At 68.3% G+C, this 18,448-nt stretch carries 17 protein-coding genes; 11 read left to right on the forward strand and 6 right to left on the reverse strand.

What is annotated here, in order from left to right; all coding sequences use genetic code 11:
* The first annotated feature begins 158 nt into the window (after positions 1-158).
* The 5 genes from bhcA to ACN5KJ_RS05545 all read left to right on the forward strand — a co-directional run bounded on the left by bhcA (position 159) and on the right by ACN5KJ_RS05545 (position 6,103).
* Positions 159-1,346 carry an L-aspartate--glyoxylate aminotransferase BhcA gene (gene bhcA / locus ACN5KJ_RS05525; protein ID WP_418592495.1) on the forward strand — a complete coding sequence of 396 codons (1,188 nt, stop codon included), beginning with the start codon at positions 159-161 and terminating at the stop codon, positions 1,344-1,346.
* Positions 1,343-2,308 (forward strand): beta-hydroxyaspartate dehydratase BhcB, encoded by a 966-nt coding sequence (bhcB, locus tag ACN5KJ_RS05530; RefSeq protein ID WP_418592497.1) that lies wholly within the window; start codon positions 1,343-1,345, stop codon positions 2,306-2,308. Before bhcA ends, bhcB begins: the two co-directional genes overlap by 4 nt.
* Positions 2,309-2,368: 60 nt before the next feature.
* A complete protein-coding gene (gene bhcC / locus ACN5KJ_RS05535) occupies positions 2,369-3,532 on the forward strand; it encodes a 3-hydroxy-D-aspartate aldolase BhcC (RefSeq protein ID WP_418592499.1) in 1,164 nt (387 codons plus the stop codon).
* A 484-nt stretch (positions 3,533-4,016) separates the two neighbouring features.
* Positions 4,017-4,982, forward strand: coding sequence for an iminosuccinate reductase BhcD (bhcD, locus tag ACN5KJ_RS05540; RefSeq protein WP_418592501.1), 966 nt, complete (start codon positions 4,017-4,019; stop codon positions 4,980-4,982).
* A 116-nt stretch (positions 4,983-5,098) separates the two neighbouring features.
* Positions 5,099-6,103 (forward strand): type I glyceraldehyde-3-phosphate dehydrogenase, encoded by a 1,005-nt coding sequence (locus ACN5KJ_RS05545; RefSeq protein ID WP_418592502.1) that lies wholly within the window; start codon positions 5,099-5,101, stop codon positions 6,101-6,103.
* Between the two features lie 247 nt (positions 6,104-6,350).
* On the opposite strand, the gene ACN5KJ_RS05550 is transcribed toward ACN5KJ_RS05545, so the two are convergent.
* The 4 genes from ACN5KJ_RS05550 to ACN5KJ_RS05565 all read right to left on the reverse strand — a co-directional run bounded on the left by ACN5KJ_RS05550 (position 6,351) and on the right by ACN5KJ_RS05565 (position 10,093).
* Positions 6,351-7,097 carry a ParA family protein gene (locus ACN5KJ_RS05550; RefSeq protein ID WP_418592504.1) on the reverse strand — a complete coding sequence of 249 codons (747 nt, stop codon included), beginning with the start codon at positions 7,095-7,097 and terminating at the stop codon, positions 6,351-6,353.
* Positions 7,091-8,611 carry a CHAD domain-containing protein gene (locus tag ACN5KJ_RS05555; RefSeq protein WP_418592506.1) on the reverse strand — a complete coding sequence of 507 codons (1,521 nt, stop codon included), beginning with the start codon at positions 8,609-8,611 and terminating at the stop codon, positions 7,091-7,093. The genes ACN5KJ_RS05550 and ACN5KJ_RS05555 overlap by 7 nt, the downstream gene beginning before the upstream one ends.
* A 35-nt stretch (positions 8,612-8,646) precedes the next feature.
* A complete protein-coding gene (locus tag ACN5KJ_RS05560; RefSeq protein ID WP_023848834.1) occupies positions 8,647-8,814 on the reverse strand; it encodes a ribbon-helix-helix protein, CopG family in 168 nt (55 codons plus the stop codon).
* Positions 8,815-8,905: 91 nt separating this feature from the next.
* Positions 8,906-10,093: a GAK system CofD-like protein gene (locus ACN5KJ_RS05565; protein WP_418592508.1), complete on the reverse strand. Its 1,188-nt coding sequence runs from the start codon at positions 10,091-10,093 to the stop codon at positions 8,906-8,908.
* Between the two features lie 122 nt (positions 10,094-10,215).
* Here ACN5KJ_RS05565 and ACN5KJ_RS05570 point away from each other — a divergent pair, with 122 nt between their 5' ends.
* Genes ACN5KJ_RS05570 through ACN5KJ_RS05595 form a run of 6 tightly spaced genes read left to right on the forward strand, consistent with a single transcriptional unit; the run spans position 10,216 to position 16,131 of the window.
* Positions 10,216-11,859: an aminoglycoside phosphotransferase family protein gene (locus tag ACN5KJ_RS05570; protein WP_418592509.1), complete on the forward strand. Its 1,644-nt coding sequence runs from the start codon at positions 10,216-10,218 to the stop codon at positions 11,857-11,859.
* Positions 11,852-12,733, forward strand: coding sequence for a GAK system ATP-grasp enzyme (locus tag ACN5KJ_RS05575; protein WP_418592510.1), 882 nt, complete (start codon positions 11,852-11,854; stop codon positions 12,731-12,733). The genes ACN5KJ_RS05570 and ACN5KJ_RS05575 overlap by 8 nt, the downstream gene beginning before the upstream one ends.
* Positions 12,730-13,815 carry an HprK-related kinase B gene (locus ACN5KJ_RS05580; protein ID WP_418592512.1) on the forward strand — a complete coding sequence of 362 codons (1,086 nt, stop codon included), beginning with the start codon at positions 12,730-12,732 and terminating at the stop codon, positions 13,813-13,815. Before ACN5KJ_RS05575 ends, ACN5KJ_RS05580 begins: the two co-directional genes overlap by 4 nt.
* Positions 13,808-14,491 (forward strand): histidine phosphatase family protein, encoded by a 684-nt coding sequence (locus tag ACN5KJ_RS05585; RefSeq protein WP_418592513.1) that lies wholly within the window; start codon positions 13,808-13,810, stop codon positions 14,489-14,491. The genes ACN5KJ_RS05580 and ACN5KJ_RS05585 overlap by 8 nt, the downstream gene beginning before the upstream one ends.
* A 26-nt stretch (positions 14,492-14,517) precedes the next feature.
* On the forward strand, positions 14,518-15,822 hold the full coding sequence (locus ACN5KJ_RS05590; protein ID WP_418592515.1) for a metallophosphoesterase family protein: 1,305 nt from the start codon (positions 14,518-14,520) through the stop codon (positions 15,820-15,822).
* A 30-nt stretch (positions 15,823-15,852) separates the two neighbouring features.
* Complete coding sequence (locus ACN5KJ_RS05595; protein WP_347166280.1) at positions 15,853-16,131, forward strand: amphi-Trp domain-containing protein; 279 nt, start codon at positions 15,853-15,855, stop codon at positions 16,129-16,131.
* A gap of 301 nt (positions 16,132-16,432) precedes the next feature.
* Here ACN5KJ_RS05595 and ACN5KJ_RS05600 read toward each other — a convergent pair whose 3' ends face one another.
* Positions 16,433-17,785, reverse strand: a complete 1,353-nt coding sequence (locus ACN5KJ_RS05600) for an ATP-binding protein (protein WP_418592516.1) — start codon at positions 17,783-17,785, stop codon at positions 16,433-16,435.
* Positions 17,782-18,447, reverse strand: a complete 666-nt coding sequence (locus tag ACN5KJ_RS05605; RefSeq protein ID WP_418592518.1) for a response regulator transcription factor — start codon at positions 18,445-18,447, stop codon at positions 17,782-17,784. Before ACN5KJ_RS05605 ends, ACN5KJ_RS05600 begins: the two co-directional genes overlap by 4 nt.
* Position 18,448: the final 1 nt, after the last annotated feature.

Genomic DNA, 18,448 nt, shown 5'->3' on the forward strand with positions numbered 1-18,448 from the left:
CGTTTTTCATGAAATGCGTATTCACGATATGAAAAATGTAAAGCTCTGTAAATAATCAACTTTCCCTGCACCCTTTCAAAATGAAAAACGCATTCAAAAAAGTATCCCGGCGCGGGGGCCGCGCCTATGGTGCCCATCATGACGAAGGGAGACACGCCATGAGCTTTCAGAACCCGGTTTTCATTCCCGGCCCGACCAATATCCCCGAGCGGCTGCGCAAGGCCTGCGACATGCCGACGATCGACCACCGCTCGCCGCTGTTCGGTCAGATCCTGCACCCGGCGCGCGAGGGCGTGCGCAAGGTTCTGAAAAGCGAAAGCGCCGAGGTCTTCATCTTCCCGTCCACCGGCACCGGCGGCTGGGAAACCGCGCTGTCGAACTGCCTGTCGGCGGGCGACACCGTGCTGGCCGCGCGCAACGGCATGTTCAGCCATCGCTGGATCGACATGTGCCAACGCCACGGGCTGGACGTCGAGATCGTCGAAACCCCCTGGGGCCAGGGCCTGCCCGCCGACCGCTACGAGGAAATCCTGACCGCCGACACCGGCCACCGGATCAAGGCGGTTCTGGCCACGCATAACGAGACCGCGACCGGCGTGAAGTCCGACATCGCCGCCGTCCGCCGCGCGCTGGACGCCGCCGGTCACCCGGCGCTGCTGTTCGTGGATGGCGTCAGCTCCATCGCCTCGATGGACTTCCGCTTCGACGAATGGGGCGTGGACGTTGCCGTCACCGGCTCGCAGAAGGGCTTCATGCTGCCGCCGGGTCTGGCGATCACCGGCTTTTCGCCCAAGGCGATGGCGGCGACCAGGACCGCGACCCTGCCGCGCACCTTCTTCGACGTGGCGGACATGGCCAAGGGCTATGCCAACAACGCCTATCCCTACACCCCCGCCGTCGGCCTGCTGAACGGGCTGAACGAGGCCTGCGGGATGCTGCTGGCCGAGGGGCTGGAGAATGTCTTTGCCCGTCACCACCGCATCGCCGAGGGCGTGCGCGCCGCCGTCAAGGCCTGGGGGCTGGAGCTTTGCGCCGCCTCGCCGGAGGTCTACTCGGACACCGTCAGCGCGATCCGCACGCCCGAGGGTTTTGACGCGACCCGGATTGTCGAGCATGCGGCAAGCGCCTATGGCGTCGCCTTCGGCACCGGGCTGGGCGAGGTCGCGGGCAAGGTCTTCCGCATCGGGCACCTTGGGTCGCTGACCGACGTGATGGCCCTGTCCGGCATCGCCACGGCAGAGATGGTCATGGCCGATCTGGGCCTGAACATCACGCTGGGGTCGGGCGTCGCGGCGGCGCAGGACTACTACCGTGCCAACCGCACCGCTTTGCAGGCCGCGGCATGAAGGATCACGCCATGATCATCCCCACCTACGAGGACATGCTGGCCGCGCATGAGCGCATCAAGCCGCATATCCGCCGGACAGAGGTGCGCACCTCGGCCTATCTGAACGAGCGGGCCGGCGCCGAGCTGTTCTTCAAGTGCGAGAACTTTCAGGAGCCGGGGGCCTTCAAGGTCCGCGGCGCCTGCAACGCGGTCTTCGGTCTGGACGATGCACAGGCGGCCAAGGGCGTGGCGACCCACAGCTCGGGCAACCATGCCTCTTGCCTCAGCTATGCGGCGATGCGGCGGGGCATCCCCTGCAACGTCGTCATGCCGCGCACCGCGCCGCAGGCCAAGAAGGACACGGTCCGCCGTTACGGCGGGCAGATCACCGAATGCGAGCCCTCGACCAGCAGTCGCGAGGCCACATTTGCCGAGGTTCAGGCCAAGACCGGCGGCGACTTCGTCCACCCCTACAACGACCCGCGCGTGATCGCCGGGCAGGGCACCTGTTCGAAGGAGTTCATGGAGCAGACCGACGGTCTCGACATGGTCGTGGCCCCCATCGGCGGCGGCGGCATGATCTCGGGCACCTGCCTGACGCTGGCGACGCTGGCGCCGGAATGCCAGGTGATCGCGGCAGAGCCGGAACAGGCGGATGACGCCTACCGCAGCTTCAAGGCCGGTCACATCATCGCCGACGACGCGCCCAAGACCATCGCGGACGGGCTGCTGGTGCCGCTGAAGGACCTCACCTGGCATTTTGTGTCGAACCACGTGACCGAGATCTACACCGCCTCGGAGACAGAGATCGTCGACGCGATGAAGCTGGTCTGGAAGCACCTGCGCGTGGTGATGGAGCCGTCTTCGGCGGTGCCCATGGCCTGCGTCCTGAAGAACCCCGAGGCCTTCCGCGGCAAGCGCGTGGGCATCGTCCTGACCGGCGGCAACGTCGACCTCGACCGCCTCCCCTGGATGGTCTGAGCCACACCGAAACGCCGCAGGCCGGGCCTCTGCCCGGCTGACCCTGAAAAGGAACACGAGATGAAAGACATGACCAACCTCGACGCTTACGAAGTCGGTTTCGACATCCCCGCCAAGCCCGGCATGGACGCCGCCGACATCCAGACCCCCGCGCTGGTCCTCGACCTAGACGCGCTGGAGCGCAACGTGAAGAAGATGGGCGATTACGCCAAGGCGCACGGCATGCGCCACCGCGCCCACGGCAAGATGCACAAATCCGTGGACGTGCTGAAGCTGCAGATGGAACTGGGCGGCGCAGCAGGCGTCTGCTGCCAGAAGGTGTCCGAGGCCGAGGTCTTCGTGCGCGGCGGCATCAAGGATGTTCTGGTCTCGAACCAGGTCCGCGACCCGGCCAAGATCGACCGGCTGGCCCGGCTGCCCAAGCACGGCGCGCAGATCACCGTCTGCGTCGATGACGTGGCCAACATCGCCGAACTCTCCGAGGCGGCGCAGAAGCACGGCACCGAACTGGGCATCTTCGTCGAGATCGACTGCGGCGCGGGCCGCTGCGGCGTCACCACCACAGAGGCGGTGGTCGAGATCGTCAAGGCCGTCGAGGCCGCGCCCAACCTGACCTACAAGGGCATTCAGGCCTATCAGGGCGCCATGCAGCACATGGATAGCTATGCCGACCGCAAGGCCAAGATCGACGCCGCCGTGGCGCAGGTCGGGGACGCGGTCGCGGCGCTGAAGGCGCTGGGGATCGAGACCGGCCTCGTGTCCGGCGGCGGCACCGGCTCTTACTACTTCGAGTCGAACTCGGGCCTGTACAACGAGCTTCAGTGCGGCAGCTACGCCTTCATGGACGCGGACTACGGCCGCATCCTCGACGAAGACGGCAAGCGCATCGACGCGGGCGAGTGGGAGAACGCCTTCTTCATCCTCACCTCCGTCATGTCCCACGCCAAGGCCGACAAGGCGATCTGCGACGCGGGCCTGAAGGCGCAGTCGGTGGACAGCGGGTTGCCCTTCATATTCGGGCGCGACGACGTGGAATACATCAAGTGCTCGGACGAGCACGGCGTGATCAGCGACCCCAAGGGCGCGCTGAAGGTCGGCGACAAGCTGCGCCTTGTTCCCGGCCACTGCGACCCGACCGCCAACGTGCATGACTGGTACGTCGGCGTGCGGAACGGCAAGGTCGAAACCGTCTGGCCGGTCTCGGCCCGCGGCAAGGCCTACTGACCTTTCGTGACGGGCGGCTCCCGGTCCGCGATGGGCCGGGAATCCGCCTGTTCCCCATGCCCTCAGGGCGGTGGCGGACAGCTGCGCGAAAGGACCGTCGGAAAACCGGAACGGGCCCCTGTCTGAAAGGGAAAAGGGCAATGACCGATATCCCGCAGGGCCCCGGTTCTGGCGCCGGTCCGGGGGCCCGTAGGGCGCCGGACAAGACAGGGGTCAGGCCCGGCAACCGCGCCGGGCTGCCTGTCGCTTCGGTTCGCCGTCCGGCGCTGGCCACCCCGGTCCCTGCGCCGGTGATCGGCGGGCCGCGAACACGGCTCATCGCCACCGTCCGGGGCCTGCCTGAACGGCGGCGCATCAGCGGGCGGCCCGGTGCTGGGCGGCCTGCCTTGCAACCGCGCCACCGACGGCCGCGCGCCGTCGCAGCAAACGACACCGGGGCCGCGCCAAGCGGCGGCCCCGACCCCCAACGCAAAGGATACCCCCCATGCTGATCGTGCCCGAACGCGAGATTGCCGACCTGATGACCCGCGAGGCGGCCTTTGCCGCCGTCGAGAGCGTCTTTGCCGCCATGGCCTCTGGCGACGCCTACAACTTCCCCGTGGTGCGCGAGGCGATCGGGCATGAGGATGCGCTTTACGGCTTCAAGGGCGGCTTTGACCGCGCGGGGCTGACGCTGGGCCTTAAGGCGGGCGGCTACTGGCCGCACAACCTGGAAAAGCGCAAGGAAATCAATCACCAGTCCACGGTCTTCCTGTTCGACCCGGATACCGGAAAGGCCCGCGCCATGGTCGGCGGCAACCTTCTGACCGCGCTCAGGACCGCCGCCGCCTCGTCGGTCTCGATCCGGCATCTGGCGCGCGAGGACTCCAAGGTCCTCGGCATGATCGGCGCGGGCCATCAGGCGACCTTCCAGCTGCGCGCCGCGCTGGAGCAGCGCCCCTTCGAGAAGGTCGTGGCCTGGAACCTGCACCCCGAGATGCTGCCCAACCTCGAAAAGGTCGCGCAGGAGGCGGACGTGCCCTTCGAGGCGGTCGAGCTGCCCGGCATGGCGCAGGCGGATGTGATCATCACCATCACCTCGGCCTTTGCCCCCTCTCTGCTGGCCGAGCACGTCAGCCCCGGCACGCATATCGCCTGCATGGGCACCGACACCAAGGGCAAGCAAGAGGTCGAGGCCGCGCTGCTGACCCGCGCCACCGTCTTCACCGACGAGGTCGCGCAGTCCGTCAGCATCGGCGAGGCGCAGCACGCGGTGGCGGAGGGCAAGCTGAAGCCCGGGGACATCGCCCAGCTTGGCGCGGTGATCAACGGCACCCATCCGGGGCGGCAATCGGCGGAAGAGATCACGCTGTTCGACGGCACCGGGGTCGGGCTTCAGGATCTTGCCGTCGCCGCCTCTGTCGTCGACCTTGCGGTCGAAAAGGGCGTTGCCATCGAGGTGGACTTCTAACCGCCACACAAGCCTGTCATGACTGCACGGGGCCGCGGCGCATGAGTCGCGGCCCCTGTTCCGAGTGCCCTGATGTCGACCCTGCCCGCATGTTGCCCAAACCGGAAAGGCCCGCCATGACCCGCCCCGTCCGCGTCTTCCTCAACGGATTCGGCCGCATTGGCCGCACCCTGTTCCGCCAGATCGCCCGGGGCGGCACTGGCCTTGAGGTGGTCGGCATCAACGATATCGCCGCGCTGGACACCTGCGCCTACCTCTTGCGCTACGACAGCGTCTATGGCCCCTTCCCGGCCCCCGTCACCCATGGCCCGGGCTGGCTGGAAACGCAGGGCATCCGCATCCCCTTCACGCAGGAGCGCGACCTGCGGGCGCTGGATCTGACCGGCGTCGACGTGGTGCTGGAATGCACCGGGCGCGCGCAAAGCCGCGAGATCGCGGAGGCCGGGTTGCACGCGGGCGCCGGGGCGGTGCTGATCTCCGGCCCCTCGCCCGCCGCCGATGTGACCGTGGTGCTGGGCGCGAACGAGCAGGACCTGCGCGATGCGCGCATCGTGTCCAATGCATCCTGCACCACCAATGCCATCGCGCCGCTGCTGCGGGCGCTGGACCTTGGGCTGGGCATCGAGCGCGCGCATGTGACGACGATCCACTGCTACACCGGCAGCCAGCCGACGGTGGATGCACCCGGGCCGTCGCCCGAACGGTCACGCGCCGCAGCCGTGTCGATGATCCCCACCACCACCAGCGCCGCCGGGCAGGTGATCGGCGTGCTGCCCGACCTTCAGGGCCGCCTCAGCATCGCCGCCGTGCGGGTGCCCAGCATCTCGGTCTCGGCCATCGACGCGGTGATCCACACCTGCGAGGACATCGACGAACCGGCGACGGACTTCCTGCGCGAGGCCTTCGCGGGGTCGCCGCTGGTCGGGCTCTGCGACGACCCCTGCGTGTCCACCGACTTTCGCGCCCGGCCCGAATCGCTGGTGCTGGCCTTGCCGGAAACCATGGCGACCGGCGCCCGCCAGCTGCGCGTGCTGGGCTGGTACGACAACGAATGGGGTTTCTCGGCCCGCATGGTCGAGATGGCCCGGCGCATGGCCGCCCGGGACAACCACCCGGCGTGACGGCCCCCGCCTGAACACCGGGACGGGCCGACCGGAAGGGGCCAACCCCCGGCATCGGGCGATGCCGATCCGGTGTCTGACCTTCGGCGGTTCGACCCGCCGCCCCCCGCGCATCTGTCCAATGCATGCGCTGCCCTGCCGGACCGGCGCGGCCCCTTGCCCGAAGACCACCCGGTCCGGCGCAGAGACCCTTGGCCCCAAGGCAAAGGCGCCTGGCGGTGCAGCCCACCAGGGCAGGCGGTCGCCCTCACCCGAGCCGGGCCACCAGTTCCCTGTGCAGGGCGCTGTAGGCCTGGGCGGCGGCGCTGCGCGGGGCCGTTGCGGTCACCGGCGCGCGGTGCACCCCCATGCGCTCGATATCCGAGGAAAACGGAATCTGCGTCTTCAGGATGCGCTTCTTGTGGGCCTTGGACATCTCCGTGATCGTGTCGCCATGCAGGGATTTCACGCCCTGCACCATCGAGAAGAAGCCGTGCAGCTTCGACAGCGGCAGGTCGTGGTCGCGAAAGAAGGCCTCCAGCTGCTCGAAGGTGCGCTGTGACAGGGTGGTCGGGATCACCGGCACCACGATGGCGTCCGAGGCGCGGAACACGTTCTCGGACAGGGTCGAGATATTGGGAGGGCAGTCCAGCAGGACCACGTCGTAATCGCCCTTCACCGCCTTCAGCGCCTTTTTCAGCCGCGAGCGCGTGTTGCGCATCCGGGCGAGGAAGACGTCGAAGTCGCGGAAGGTCATATTGGCGGGCAGGATGTCGAGGTTCTCGTAGTCGCTGCCCCGGATCGCCTTGGTAAAGCGCTGCACGTCCTCGAAGAAGCGGGCCTCGGTCAGCTTCTTCGAGGGTTTCACCCGGAAATAGAAGCCCGAGGCGCCCTGCGGGTCGAGATCGCACAGCAGGGTGCGCTGCCCGGCCAGCGCCAGCGCATGGGCCAGATTGACGGCGGTCGCGGTCTTCCCGACGCCGCCCTTGTTGGAATAACACGACAGGATCAGCATCTTTTGTCTCCCTTCCGGGCGGCGTGGAACAGGGTTTCGAACTGCACCTGCACCGCCGGGCTGTTGAACCGGGCAAAGCGGTCGGAGACGCGGGCGCGTTCCTCCAGTTGCTGGCGGTGCAGCACGGTGACCAGCGCGCCGACCGATTGCGCGACCCCCATGGCCTCGGGGGTCTCGGGGTCCAGCGACGCGACGAAGGCCCGAAGGCTGTCCTGCTGGACCGAAGAGTCGTTGAAGGCGCCCAGCGTCGCCTGCAGCTTCTTCAGCGCCTTGATCAGCGGCTTCAACTGCTCTGCGCCGTAAAGCGGGGTGAAGAACTCCATGAGGTAGCGCAGTTTCTTGCACTGGATGCGCAGCGCGTGGACATCGTCGTCGGGCGTCAGGTCGGTGATCCCGGCGGCGATGGTGCAGATCCTGCGGTAGCGTTTCCAGATCAGCCGCGCGGCGTAGTCCCCCACGGGCGTGCCCGCCTTCGGCCCCTTCTGCAGAGGCTTGCGCTTGCGGAACAGCTTTTCCAGGCGGGCGATTTCTGTCGCGTAGGCACGGCTGCGCAGGTGCCGGCGCAGCCGCGCCAGCTCGCGCCTGCGCTCCGCGGCAAAGAGCTGGAACATCCGGTCCAGCCCGCCATGCAGGTCCACGGGCACCTTGTCGTAGAAGGACTGCCGGTCCTGCAGGTAGACATCCAGATCCCTCAGGCGGCCCGTCGCGGCCATCAGCGTCGCGAAGCGCGCCTTCAGGTGGGCGGTCTGGCCTTCATCGTAGACCCCCTTGAACAGGCTCAGGACAGAGCGGATCTTGCGCAGGGCGATGCGGTAGTGCTTCAGGAACTCGGTGTCGATGTCCTCCAGCGCGCCCTGTTCGTTCCGGCGCGCCAGCGGCAGGTGCGCGGCGATGATATCGGTCGCGGTGTCGAAGGCGCGGTCGGTGGGCGCGATCGTCACCTCGGGGCGCGAGACATATGCCACGGCCTCCGGCGCCAGCACCGGGTAAAGCGCCCCCGGCGTCGTGCCGCCAAGCGCCGCGATGCGGGCGCGCAGCCGGTCCAGCGCCTTGTCGTAGCCGCGCAACCCCGAAAGCGTCAGCAGGGTCAGCGCACCGTCCCCGGTTTCCAGCGTCAGCAGGCGCAGGCGGACATGGGTCTTGCCCTCGTCGTCGACAAAAGCCGCCGTGCCGCGCCATGCGGTGCCCCCGCACAGCGGTTGCAGGCTGCGGCGGATCGCCATGGCCTGAAGCGCGGCCCGCACCGGACCGTCCTGCAGGTCGGTGACAAAGCTGCCGCGCCGCGCCGGGGATTGCGTCAGCCACTGGCCGTCCGCGCAGAACAGGTGAAGCGCCTCGGCGGTCTCGACCAGCGCGAGGTGGCGACGGGCCACCGCATGGTCGAAGGTGTCCAGCAGCGTGAACCCCTGCGGGTCATCGTCCTGCCGAAGCGGGCGCAGCTTGCCCAGCGGCTCTGACAGAAGCACGGCAACCGCCGCAGGCGGCAGGGTGTAAAGGGAGGAACCGGGGGGCATAGGGTCTCTTCTGCGGGAATCGCCTTGGCGTCGGCTTACTTGCGCGGCCTGTCGAGGTAGTCCTCGACCAGTTGCTCGATGATCTTCTGGACGCTGGTGTCCTGCTCGATGGCGCGGATCTTCAGGGCCTTGAGCGTCTTGGCCCGCAGCCGCAGCGAGGTGTTCTTGCGATCCCCGCCGTCATCCTTCTTGTTCTTCGCCATGCACTTATCCGACGTCGCTTCGATCTTGAAATAATGACGTCATTACATCACGCATCGAACCGGCCCGCAACCCGGCCCATGGCGCGCCCGGTCAGTTCAGCGAAACAAGCACGCGCGAGACCGTCTCGACGTCATAGATATCGCGGCCGGGGTCTTTCATCGGCAGGCGCAGGCAGGGGATGCCGTGGCGCCGGGTCACCGCGTCGCACTCAGCCTGCGGCACGGACAGGTCGCACAGGACATGGGTCAGCAGCCTGCCTGTCTCGACATCCGGTCCGGCGTCGCGCTGCAAGGGGGCAAGGATCGCCTGCACCTGATCCGCCAGCGTCAGGTCGCGGGCTTCGGGATCGGGGCCGAGGCTGGGCAGGTAGACCTTGGGCACCGGCTGCCGCGCCACGGCCCGCCCGACACCTGCGGGCAGCAGGTTGGCGATGACCGAGGAATAGAGGCTGCCGGGCGGGTAGCAGATCACCTCTGCCTGCTCGATCAGGCGGCGGTTGCGTTTCGGCAGTGCGACCTCGACCGGGGCGCCCGTCTTCGGATCCGCGAAGAGAAAGACACTGGCGATGGCCGCGTCCAGCGGCGCGACCTCCTTGCCGGTCAGGGCGCGCTGGCCCAGCACGCGCCGCCCGTCCACCAGCGTCACGCCAAGGTGCAGGTTCTCGTCGACGATGGCGCGGACCGTGCCGCGCACGTCGACCATCTTGGACATCATGAACAGCACCGGCTCCAGCGCGCGCCCGTGGCCCAGATAGCCCCCGGCGAGGATCAGGTTGCCGATGCTGGCCCTGCAATAGTCGAACCCCTCCGGCACCGCCTCTGCGAAACAGTCAAGCTGGGTGCGGATCAGCTGGCGCATCGGGCGGGCAATGGCGGACATCAGCGGATGCTTGCCGCGCCGCAGCTCGTCGACCGTGTCGCGCAGGGCGCGGGGCGGCGCATCGCCCGGCAGCCGGTGGCTGAACAGCGCGTAGACGTCGGGCTGGCCAAGCACGCTTTCATCCGCCAGCGCCATCAGCCGCGACCGCAGGTCGCCCACCGCAGGCATGTCGAAAGCCAGCCGCAGCTGCTGCGAACTGCCGCCGCTGTCGAAGGGCGTGATCAGGTGCATCGTGTTGTAGCTGTAGCGTTTCAGCCGCCGCGCGATGCCGTTCAGCGCGCTGCCGCCGCTGAAGAACAGGATGCGCGGCCCGAGATGCGGCGCGCTTTCGGCCCGCGCCACGCGCAGGTCGTCGGGCAGCAATCCCTGCCGCGTCAGGGTGATGGGGGTCGGTTTCATCGGTTTGCCTGACACTGGCCTCTTTGCATTCGCCGCCTGTTGGGCCATACGGCCCGGGAACACGCCGGGTTTCCTTACGACAGGAGCCCGGTCCTGTCACCCGCGCCTCAGGAGCCATGCCCGTGCCCCGATCCGCTGCCCTTCCCGATCCCATCACCGAGAACATGTCCCTTCTGCTGGCCGAGCTGGACGGGCAACTGTCGCGGCTGATCACCTATTTCGGCGCGCCGCAGGGGGCCGTGGCCGCGCAGCTCATGCAGCGCGCGGGCTATTCCAGCAATCTGGCCGGGCGGGTGCGCAAGGCCTGCCTTGCGGCGATGCTGCGCAAGAAGACGGACGAGGCACGGCGCCTGCGCCTTCAGGGCATCGAGACCGTGGCGCGCAACCTCGACCTGCTGTCGCGCCTCGGGCGGCGCGCGGTGGATCAGGCCGAACGCGCCCAGCGGGTGAAGCTGCTGCGCGCCAGGACCTTCGTGCCGCCGCTGACGCTGGTGCGCAAGACGGTGGCCCGCATACAGGACGCGCTGGACGGGCAGGACAGCAGGCTGGCGGTCAAGATCGGTCAGGCGCGGGGCGAGATCGCGCAGTTCCACGACCAGCTATTTCGCACCTACACCCGCGACATGGCCGAGACGAAGCACACCGAAGACCTTGCCTATGCGCTTCTGGCGCTGAACGAGGTCACCCGCATGGGCGAGGCGCTGGAAGCGATCTCGGAGGCGATCCTGTCGATCAATATCGGCCAGACCGTGCAGTTCGAGCGCTACTTTACCCTGCGCAGCGTGCTGGCCGGCGTGTCCCGTGACGAGGACATCAGCCTGAAGCCGCTGGCAGAGACCCGATCCGGCTCGGCCATTTCCGGGGTCGAGATGCGCGACCGCAAGGGGCGCTCTGTGGCGGCGGTCTTCAAGGACGGCGACAAGCGCAAGGTCAAGGAAGAGCGCGTCGGCGTGAAAAGCTGGAACTCGGTCTATCCCGGCCTCGCGCCCGAGATCCTGTCCTACGAGAAGAACGGCCAGTCCGCCGCGCTGCTGATCGAGCACCTTGAGGGCGAGACCTTCGAGGATATCGTGCTGGGCGGCAGCGATGCGGCCTTGGAGCGGGCACAGAAGGCGCTGCACAGGACCGTGCGCGACATCTGGCGCACCACCCTGACCCCGGAACCGGCGCATATGGGCGCGATGGACCAGCTGGCCAAGCGCATGAAGGACGTGACGCGGCTGCACCCCCGGCTGGTGCCCGGGCCGCAGTCGATCAACGGCGCCATGGTGCCGGGCCTTGCCACGCTGATCGAACGGGCAGCGGCGCGCGAGGCCGGGTTGCCCGCGCCGTTTTCCGTCTACATCCACGGGGATTTCAACCTCGACAACGTGATCTACGATCCGGTCGCCGGGAAGATCCGCTTCATCGACCTGCACCGCTCTCGCTACATGGATTACGTGCAGGACGTGTCGGTCTTCATGGTGTCGAACTACCGCCTTCAGGTGCTGGATGCCGCCACCCGGGCGCGGATCGCCGGTGTTGCCACCGCCATGCACGAGATGGCCGCCAAGTTCGCGCGGCGGCAGAAGGACAGCACCTATTCCTATCGGCTGGCGCTGGGGCTGGCGCGCAGCTTTGCCAGTTCGACCCGTTTCGTCGTCGACGAGGACCACGCGCGGCGGATGCTGCTGCGCGCCCGCTACATTCTGGACATCGCGCTGGCCGTGCCCGAGGGGCGCGAAGCGCGGTTCAAGCTTCCCGTGAAGGACCTGTTTCATGACTAAACGCATCGGGGTCATCGGCACCCCCGGAAAATGGTCGACCGAGACCCTGGCCGATGCCTTTGCCGCCCGCACCGGCCACCGGCAGGTGATCGACATGGGCGCCGCCGTGCTGGACCTTGATGCCGGGCGGCTGACCTGTGACGGGGTGGACCTGTGCCAGCTGGACGGGCTGGTGCTGAAGAAGGTGGCCGAGACCTACAGCCCCGACGCGCTGGACCGGCTGGAGATGCTGCGCCTGGCCGAGGCCGCCGGGGTGCGGGTCTTTTCGCCCGCCGAAAACGTCATCCGGCTGATGGATCGCCTCTCCTGCACCGTGACCCTGCGCAACGCGGGCATCCCGATGCCGAAGACCATCGTCACCGAGGACGAAGGCGCAGCGCGTGACGCGCTGGAGCGGTTCGGCTCGGCGGTGTTCAAGCCACTGTTTTCCACCAAGGCGCGCGGCATGGTGCTGCTGGAGGCCGAGGCCCCCGATGCCGGGGCGCAGATCGCCGCCTTCAAGGCAGCCAACCCGATGATGTATGTCCAGCAAAAGGCCGACCTGTCCGGCGAGGATCTGGGCATGGTCTTCCTGAATGGCGACTATGTCTGCACCTACGCGCGGGTCAGCCAGACCGGCGCGTGGAACACCACGATCCACTCGGGCGGCAAATACGCGCCCTTCGAGCCCTCGCCCGAGCTGATCGAGCTGGGCCGCCGCGCGCAGGCGCCCTTTGGCCTGACCTTCACCACCGTCGACATCGCGCTGACGTCCGAGGGCCCGATCGTCTTCGAGGTCTCGGCCTTCGGCGGCTATTCCGGCGCGCAGAAGGGCTGCGACATCGATGCGGCGGCGCTGGTGGCCGATCACGTGCTGGCGGAGGTCTCGAAATGACCCTCTCCGATATCCTTGCGGCGCTTGACCTGAACGCCGCCGGCGCGGCGCCCTTCGGCCTGCGCGCCGGTCCCGTCTCGCTTGCGGTGCATGCGCCCGAGCCGCTGCGCAGCCGTCTGATCGCCTATTTCGGGGAAACCGTCTGCGATGCCGCGCCCGGCGCCGATCCCGTCCACCTGCTGAACGGCCAGAGCCTGCCAGCCGAGCCCGACTGGACGGACTGGCAGCGCGAAGGCGGCAAGAGCGGGCGCAAGGATGCGGTCTGCGACCTTGGCGGCGCCCCTCGGGGCGCGCGGCTGATCCGCAAGGTCCGCAGCGGCGTGACCTTCGTGCAGGCGCCGGGCCTGGCCATCGCGCTGGGACCGCTGGAGGATCACGAAAGCACCGTCATCAACTTCATCAACACCCAGATCCTGAACCGCTGCCTGCGCGAGGGCTGGCAGCTGGCCCATGCGGCGGCGGTGACGGATGGCACGCGCACACTGGCGATCTCGGGCCTGTCGGGGGGCGGCAAATCCACCTCGATCCTGCGGATGATGGACCTGCCCGGCACGCGGTTCCTGTCCAACGACCGGGTTCTGATCAGCGGCGGCGACCCGGCCCGCGCCCTTGGCATTCCCAAGCACCCGCGCATCAATCCCGGCACGATCCTCGGCAACCCGCGCCTGTCGGGACTGCTGTCCGAGACCCGCAAGGCCGCGCTTCGGGCCTTGCCGCCCGCCGATCTCTGGACGCTTGAAGAGAAATACGACCTCATCGTCCCCGAGGTCTACGGCCCGGGGCGGATGCGGCTTGACGGGCCGCTGACAGATTTCTGGGTGCTGAACTGGTCGCATGACAGCGACCTGCCGACGCGCGTCACTCCGGTCACGCTTGGCCAGCGCCCCGACCTGCTGGGCGCGATCATGAAAAGCCCCGGCCCCTTCTACCAGCACGCCGATGGCCGGTTCGAACCGAACGGCAACAGCCCCGACCCCGCGCCCTATGTCGCGGCGCTGTCGGGGGTGACGGTCTGCGAGGTCTCCGGGCGGATCGACTTCGACGCCATCGCGGCGGCTGGCAAGGCCCTGTTCGATGGCTAGAACCTACCACGCCTTCTTTCGCCACGGCGCCTATCACCAATGGGCGGGCGTGCCCTCGGCGCGCCAGCCCTGGGCGCTGACCGAGGATGGCGCGGCGCAGGCGCGCGAGGGCGCCGCGCTGCTGGCCCGGATGCTGGCCGAGCACGGCCTCAGCCTCGCCCCCGTGGCCTTTTGCTCGCGGCAATTGCGGGCCTGGCAGACGGCGGACCTGCTGATCGGCGCCCTGCGCGCGCAGGGTCACGACATTGCGGACCTGCGCGAAACCTCGGCGCTGGCCGAACGCGGCCTTGGGTCCGCGGCGAACCTGACGGTGGCCCGGATCGAAGAGGCGCTGGCCGCCGATCCGCGCCACGCCGCGCCCCCGCGGGGCTGGAAGTCGGACAGCGATTACTGCCTGCCGCTGGAAGGCGCCGAAAGCCTGATGATGGCCGGTGCCCGCGTGGCCACGCACCTTGAAACCTCTGGCCAGCCCGGGCGCGTGACGATCCACGTCGGCCACGGCGCCTCTTTCCGCCACGCCTGCCACCACCTCGGGCTGCTGTCGCGGGACGATATCGCGCGGTTTTCCATGTTTCACGCCCGCCCGTCACTGATCTGTCACGAAGCGGATGGTACATGGCGGCACCTTGCAGGGGCATGGAAAATCAGGGAACCGAAGTCCGAACCGAAGGATTGACCCTGTAGGCAAGACGGGGGGCCGGCATGGACGATCTTCGAGATTTCTGCGCGACGGACTCCCTGCTTCCCCCGATCCTCGACAGCGATGTCTGCACCGCCGACCTGCCGCGCCTGCTGGAACCCTGGGAAGAGGCCGCCGCCCGCCCGGTGGCCGACTGCCTGTCGCGCGCCCGGCGTCATGGCGGCTGGCACTGGCCCGAGCGCCCGGTGGTCTTTGTCTCCGACCCCCATGCCGATGCCGAGGGTTTCCTGCGCTCGCTGATTGCCGCCGGGGTGATCCATCGCACCCGGGGCCGGATCGGGCTGACCGCCTTTGGCCGCGCCGCGCAGATCGTGCTGGGAGGCGACGCGCTGGACAAGGGGCCCAGCAACCTTGCCCTGCTGGATGCCATCGCCGCGGTGCTGGACACCGGCGCCCGGCTGACGATCCTTGCGGGCAACCACGATCTGCGCATGCGCCTTGCCATCACGGCGGTGCGCGGCCCCCGCAGCGCGCTGACCGAGCATCTCTTCGTGCGCATGGGCCGCAAGATCCTGCCCGCGCTGCGCGAGGTTCTGGACCGCTTCGTCACGCCCGAAGATCTGGCCGCGCTGCCCTCCGAGGCGGCCTGCAAGGCCCGCCTGATGCCCGGGCCGGACTGGTCCGACCGCTTTGCCAGCGCCGCGCGCAAGGAACTGCCCCGCAGGGTCATCGCCAAGGAAATCCGCAAGCTGGAGGAAAAGCGCGCCAAGTTCGACGGCGACCGCGCGCGCATCGGGCTGACCCATCGCGAACTGCTGGCGGCGCTGCTGAAATGCCACGAGATCTTTCTGGAGCCCGGCGGCCACTACGCCTGGTTCTTCGACCGGATGCAGGTGGTCGCGCGGTCCGGCTCGCTGCTTTTCGTGCATGCCGGGCTGTGTGACGAGATGGCCGATGCGCTTGTCCGCGAGGGGGTCGACAGGGTCAATGCCGCCTATGCCCGCGCCGCCGAGGGTGCGACGCTTGGCTTTTACTTCGGGCCGCTGGCGAACCTCGTGCGGACCAAGTACCGCGCCTCGGATTGCGCCCTGACAGAAACCGGGGTCGAGACCCTGAACCGCGCCGGGCTGCACATGGTGGTGCAGGGCCATGTGAACAACCATGCGGGGCAACGGCTTCTGGCCAAGCAGGGCCTGCTGCACCTCGAAGGCGACATCACGCTGGACCGCGCCTCGCGCGCGCTGGAAGGGCTGGAGGGCATCGGCGCCGGCGCGACCTTGATCTTTCCGTCCGGGGATGTGATCGGTCTGAGCCGTGACCACCCGCGCGCCAAGCACTTCGCCCCCGAGCGTATGACCGCCCATTGACCCCTGCCCAAGGCCTGCAAGGACACCCTCATGAGCTCTGACAAGCGCTTTTCCCATGAATCGCTGCAGGATGCGAAGACCATCAAGACGCTGCTCAGCGCCCTGTCCAAGGGCTTCGGCAAGGGCGAGATGACGCTGAGCGACGACGACGATACCCTTGTGCTGCACACCGGTGAGCTGATGACGGTCCGGATCAAGGGAGAGCGGGCCGAAGGGCGGTGCTCTGTCGGGCTGCGGATCAGCTGGGCCGACCCCGAGGCGCCGGACCGGGGCGCCAGTGGGCGACCGAAGATCGAAAACGGATCGTGATCCCGCGCCACCGGCGGCCCCTGCGCCGGACGCGGTTCGGGGGCGACGTGGCGCCGGGCCATGCCCGCACCGGGGCCGCCGACCGGGCGGGCCCCTTGCATAGCTGACGGTCGAGGCGGATCTGTCCGAGACGCAGCGCCACCGGCAGGCCTGCCGGTCGTCTTGCGGGACGCGGAACGCGCCAACGCCTACCCGGGCCCTGAGCTCAAGGTGCCCTGCCGGTTGTCTTCGCGCGCTTCGGAAGCGCGCCTTCTCTGCGCGAGGCGCCTTGCCGGATGCCTGCGTTTGACGTCGTCGGCCTTCAGGCGACCGCCTTCCTGAACGTCAGGGTCACCTGCTCGCCGCCGGTGTCTCTTCGCCGGAAGTCCATCGCGCCGCCGAGTTGCTGCATGGCCGCCGTTGCAATGGCCAACCCCAGCCCGCTGCCCCCCTCCGGGGCATTGGCGCCCCGGAAAAAGCGTTCGGTGATGCGTGAGCGATCCTTTTCGGCGATGCCCGGACCCCGATCGAGAACCGCAACGCGGAGGAAATCCGCGGCCTCGGAGACGCGGATTTCCACCGTATCACCGTCCGAACTTGCCCCGATGGCATTCTCGACCACGTTGCGCACCGCCAGCGTGCCCATCACCGGGTCGCCGGGAACCATCGGCAGGGCCTTGGGGAGGGTGCAGCGCAAATGCACCTGTTTCGCCTCGGCCGTCCGTTCGAGAGAGGACAGGACTCCGGCCAGGACATCGCCGATATCGATGTCCCCGGCGCCACTGTGCGCCGCGCCGTCCACGGCGGCCAGCTCCAGCAGTTGACGCACCATGCGGTCGGTGCGGGCAACTCCTCTTTCGATCTGCGCGAGGGCGTGACGCCGGGTGTCCTCGTCCGGCGCCATGGCGGCCACCTGTGCCTGCGTCTTGATGGCGGAGAGGGGTGTCTTCAGCTCATGCGCGGCATAGGCCGAGAAGTTGCGCTCGCGGTCGCGGGCGGCGGCGACCCTCGCGAAAAGCGCGTCCAGAGCGGCCCCCATGGGGCGCAGCTCTGGCGGGAGCGGGCCGGCACGGACCGGTTCGAGGTTGTCCGCCGAACGCGCGGCCAGCGCATTCGCCATCCGGTAGAGCGGGGCAAGGCCCTGCCCCACGCTGAGCCAGATCAGCCCGGCCAGAACAGGCAGGATCGCCAGCGCTGGGATCAGCAGGCCGCGCGTCACGTCGGACACCAGCCTTTCGCGGACGGTAAGCCTATCCCCAACCATCACGCGAACGCCCAGATCCTCGTTCACCTCGGTGTAGACACGCCACCGTTCGCCATCGACGACATTCTCCGAATAGCCGGTCTCGGCCTCTGTCAGCCGCCCCTCGGGCGCGCTTCCCGAGGCGCCGACCATGGCGCCCTCCAGCGACCAGATCTGGCAGGACAATTGCCGCGAATACCCGGAACCGGTGCGACCGGGGGCGATGGCCAGCGTCCTGGCCGCGCCAGCCACTTCGACCCTGCCATCTGACAGCAGCGACGATACCATCTGCGCCGCTTCCGCCAGCCGGGCATCCAGCACGACCTCGACCTCTGTTCGGGTCGAATGCTGGATCCACAGGACGGCAGAGAACCAGATCGCCCCGGTCGCGACAAGCAGGATGAAAAACAGCCGCCCGCGAATAGAGCTCATGATCCGCCCCCCGACAGCCGGTAGCCGACACCGCGCACCGTTTCGATGTAGCGGGCCCCCAGCTTGGCGCGCAGCTTGTGCACATGGACCTCGACCGTGTTGCTTTCGACGCCGTCCTGCCAGCCGTAAAGCCGTTCTTCCAGCCGGTCCTTGGTGACGACGGCGCCGGGCCGTTCCAGAAGGGCCTGCATCAGCGCGAACTCCCGGCGCGAAAAATGCACGTCCTCATCCCGGATGCGTCCGGCCATGCGCGCCGGATCGAACTCCAGCCCGTTCCAGCTGATCGTCGGGCTGGCCTGACCCTGCGCGCGCCGGGTGATGGCCCGCAGCCGCGCCCCCAGTTCCCCAAGATCGAAGGGTTTCGCAAGATAGTCGTCGGCGCCCGCGTCCAGCCCGGCGATCCGGTCGCCGACCTGATCCAGCGCCGTCAGCAGAAGGACCGGCAGGCGATCCCCCCGGGCACGCATCGCGGCCAGCAGATCGGCGCCGGAACCGTCGGGCAGCATCACGTCCAGCACGACCGCAGAGAAGCCCCCCTGCGCCCAGGCCTCGGCCGCATCCGCACAGGTGCCCACCAGCTCGGGCAGGAAACCGTGCAGCCGCAGCCCGGCGCAAAGCCCGTCGGCCAGCGAAGCATCGTCTTCCACCACCAGTATCCGCATA

Source organism: Ponticoccus sp. (in: a-proteobacteria), assembly GCF_048381735.1.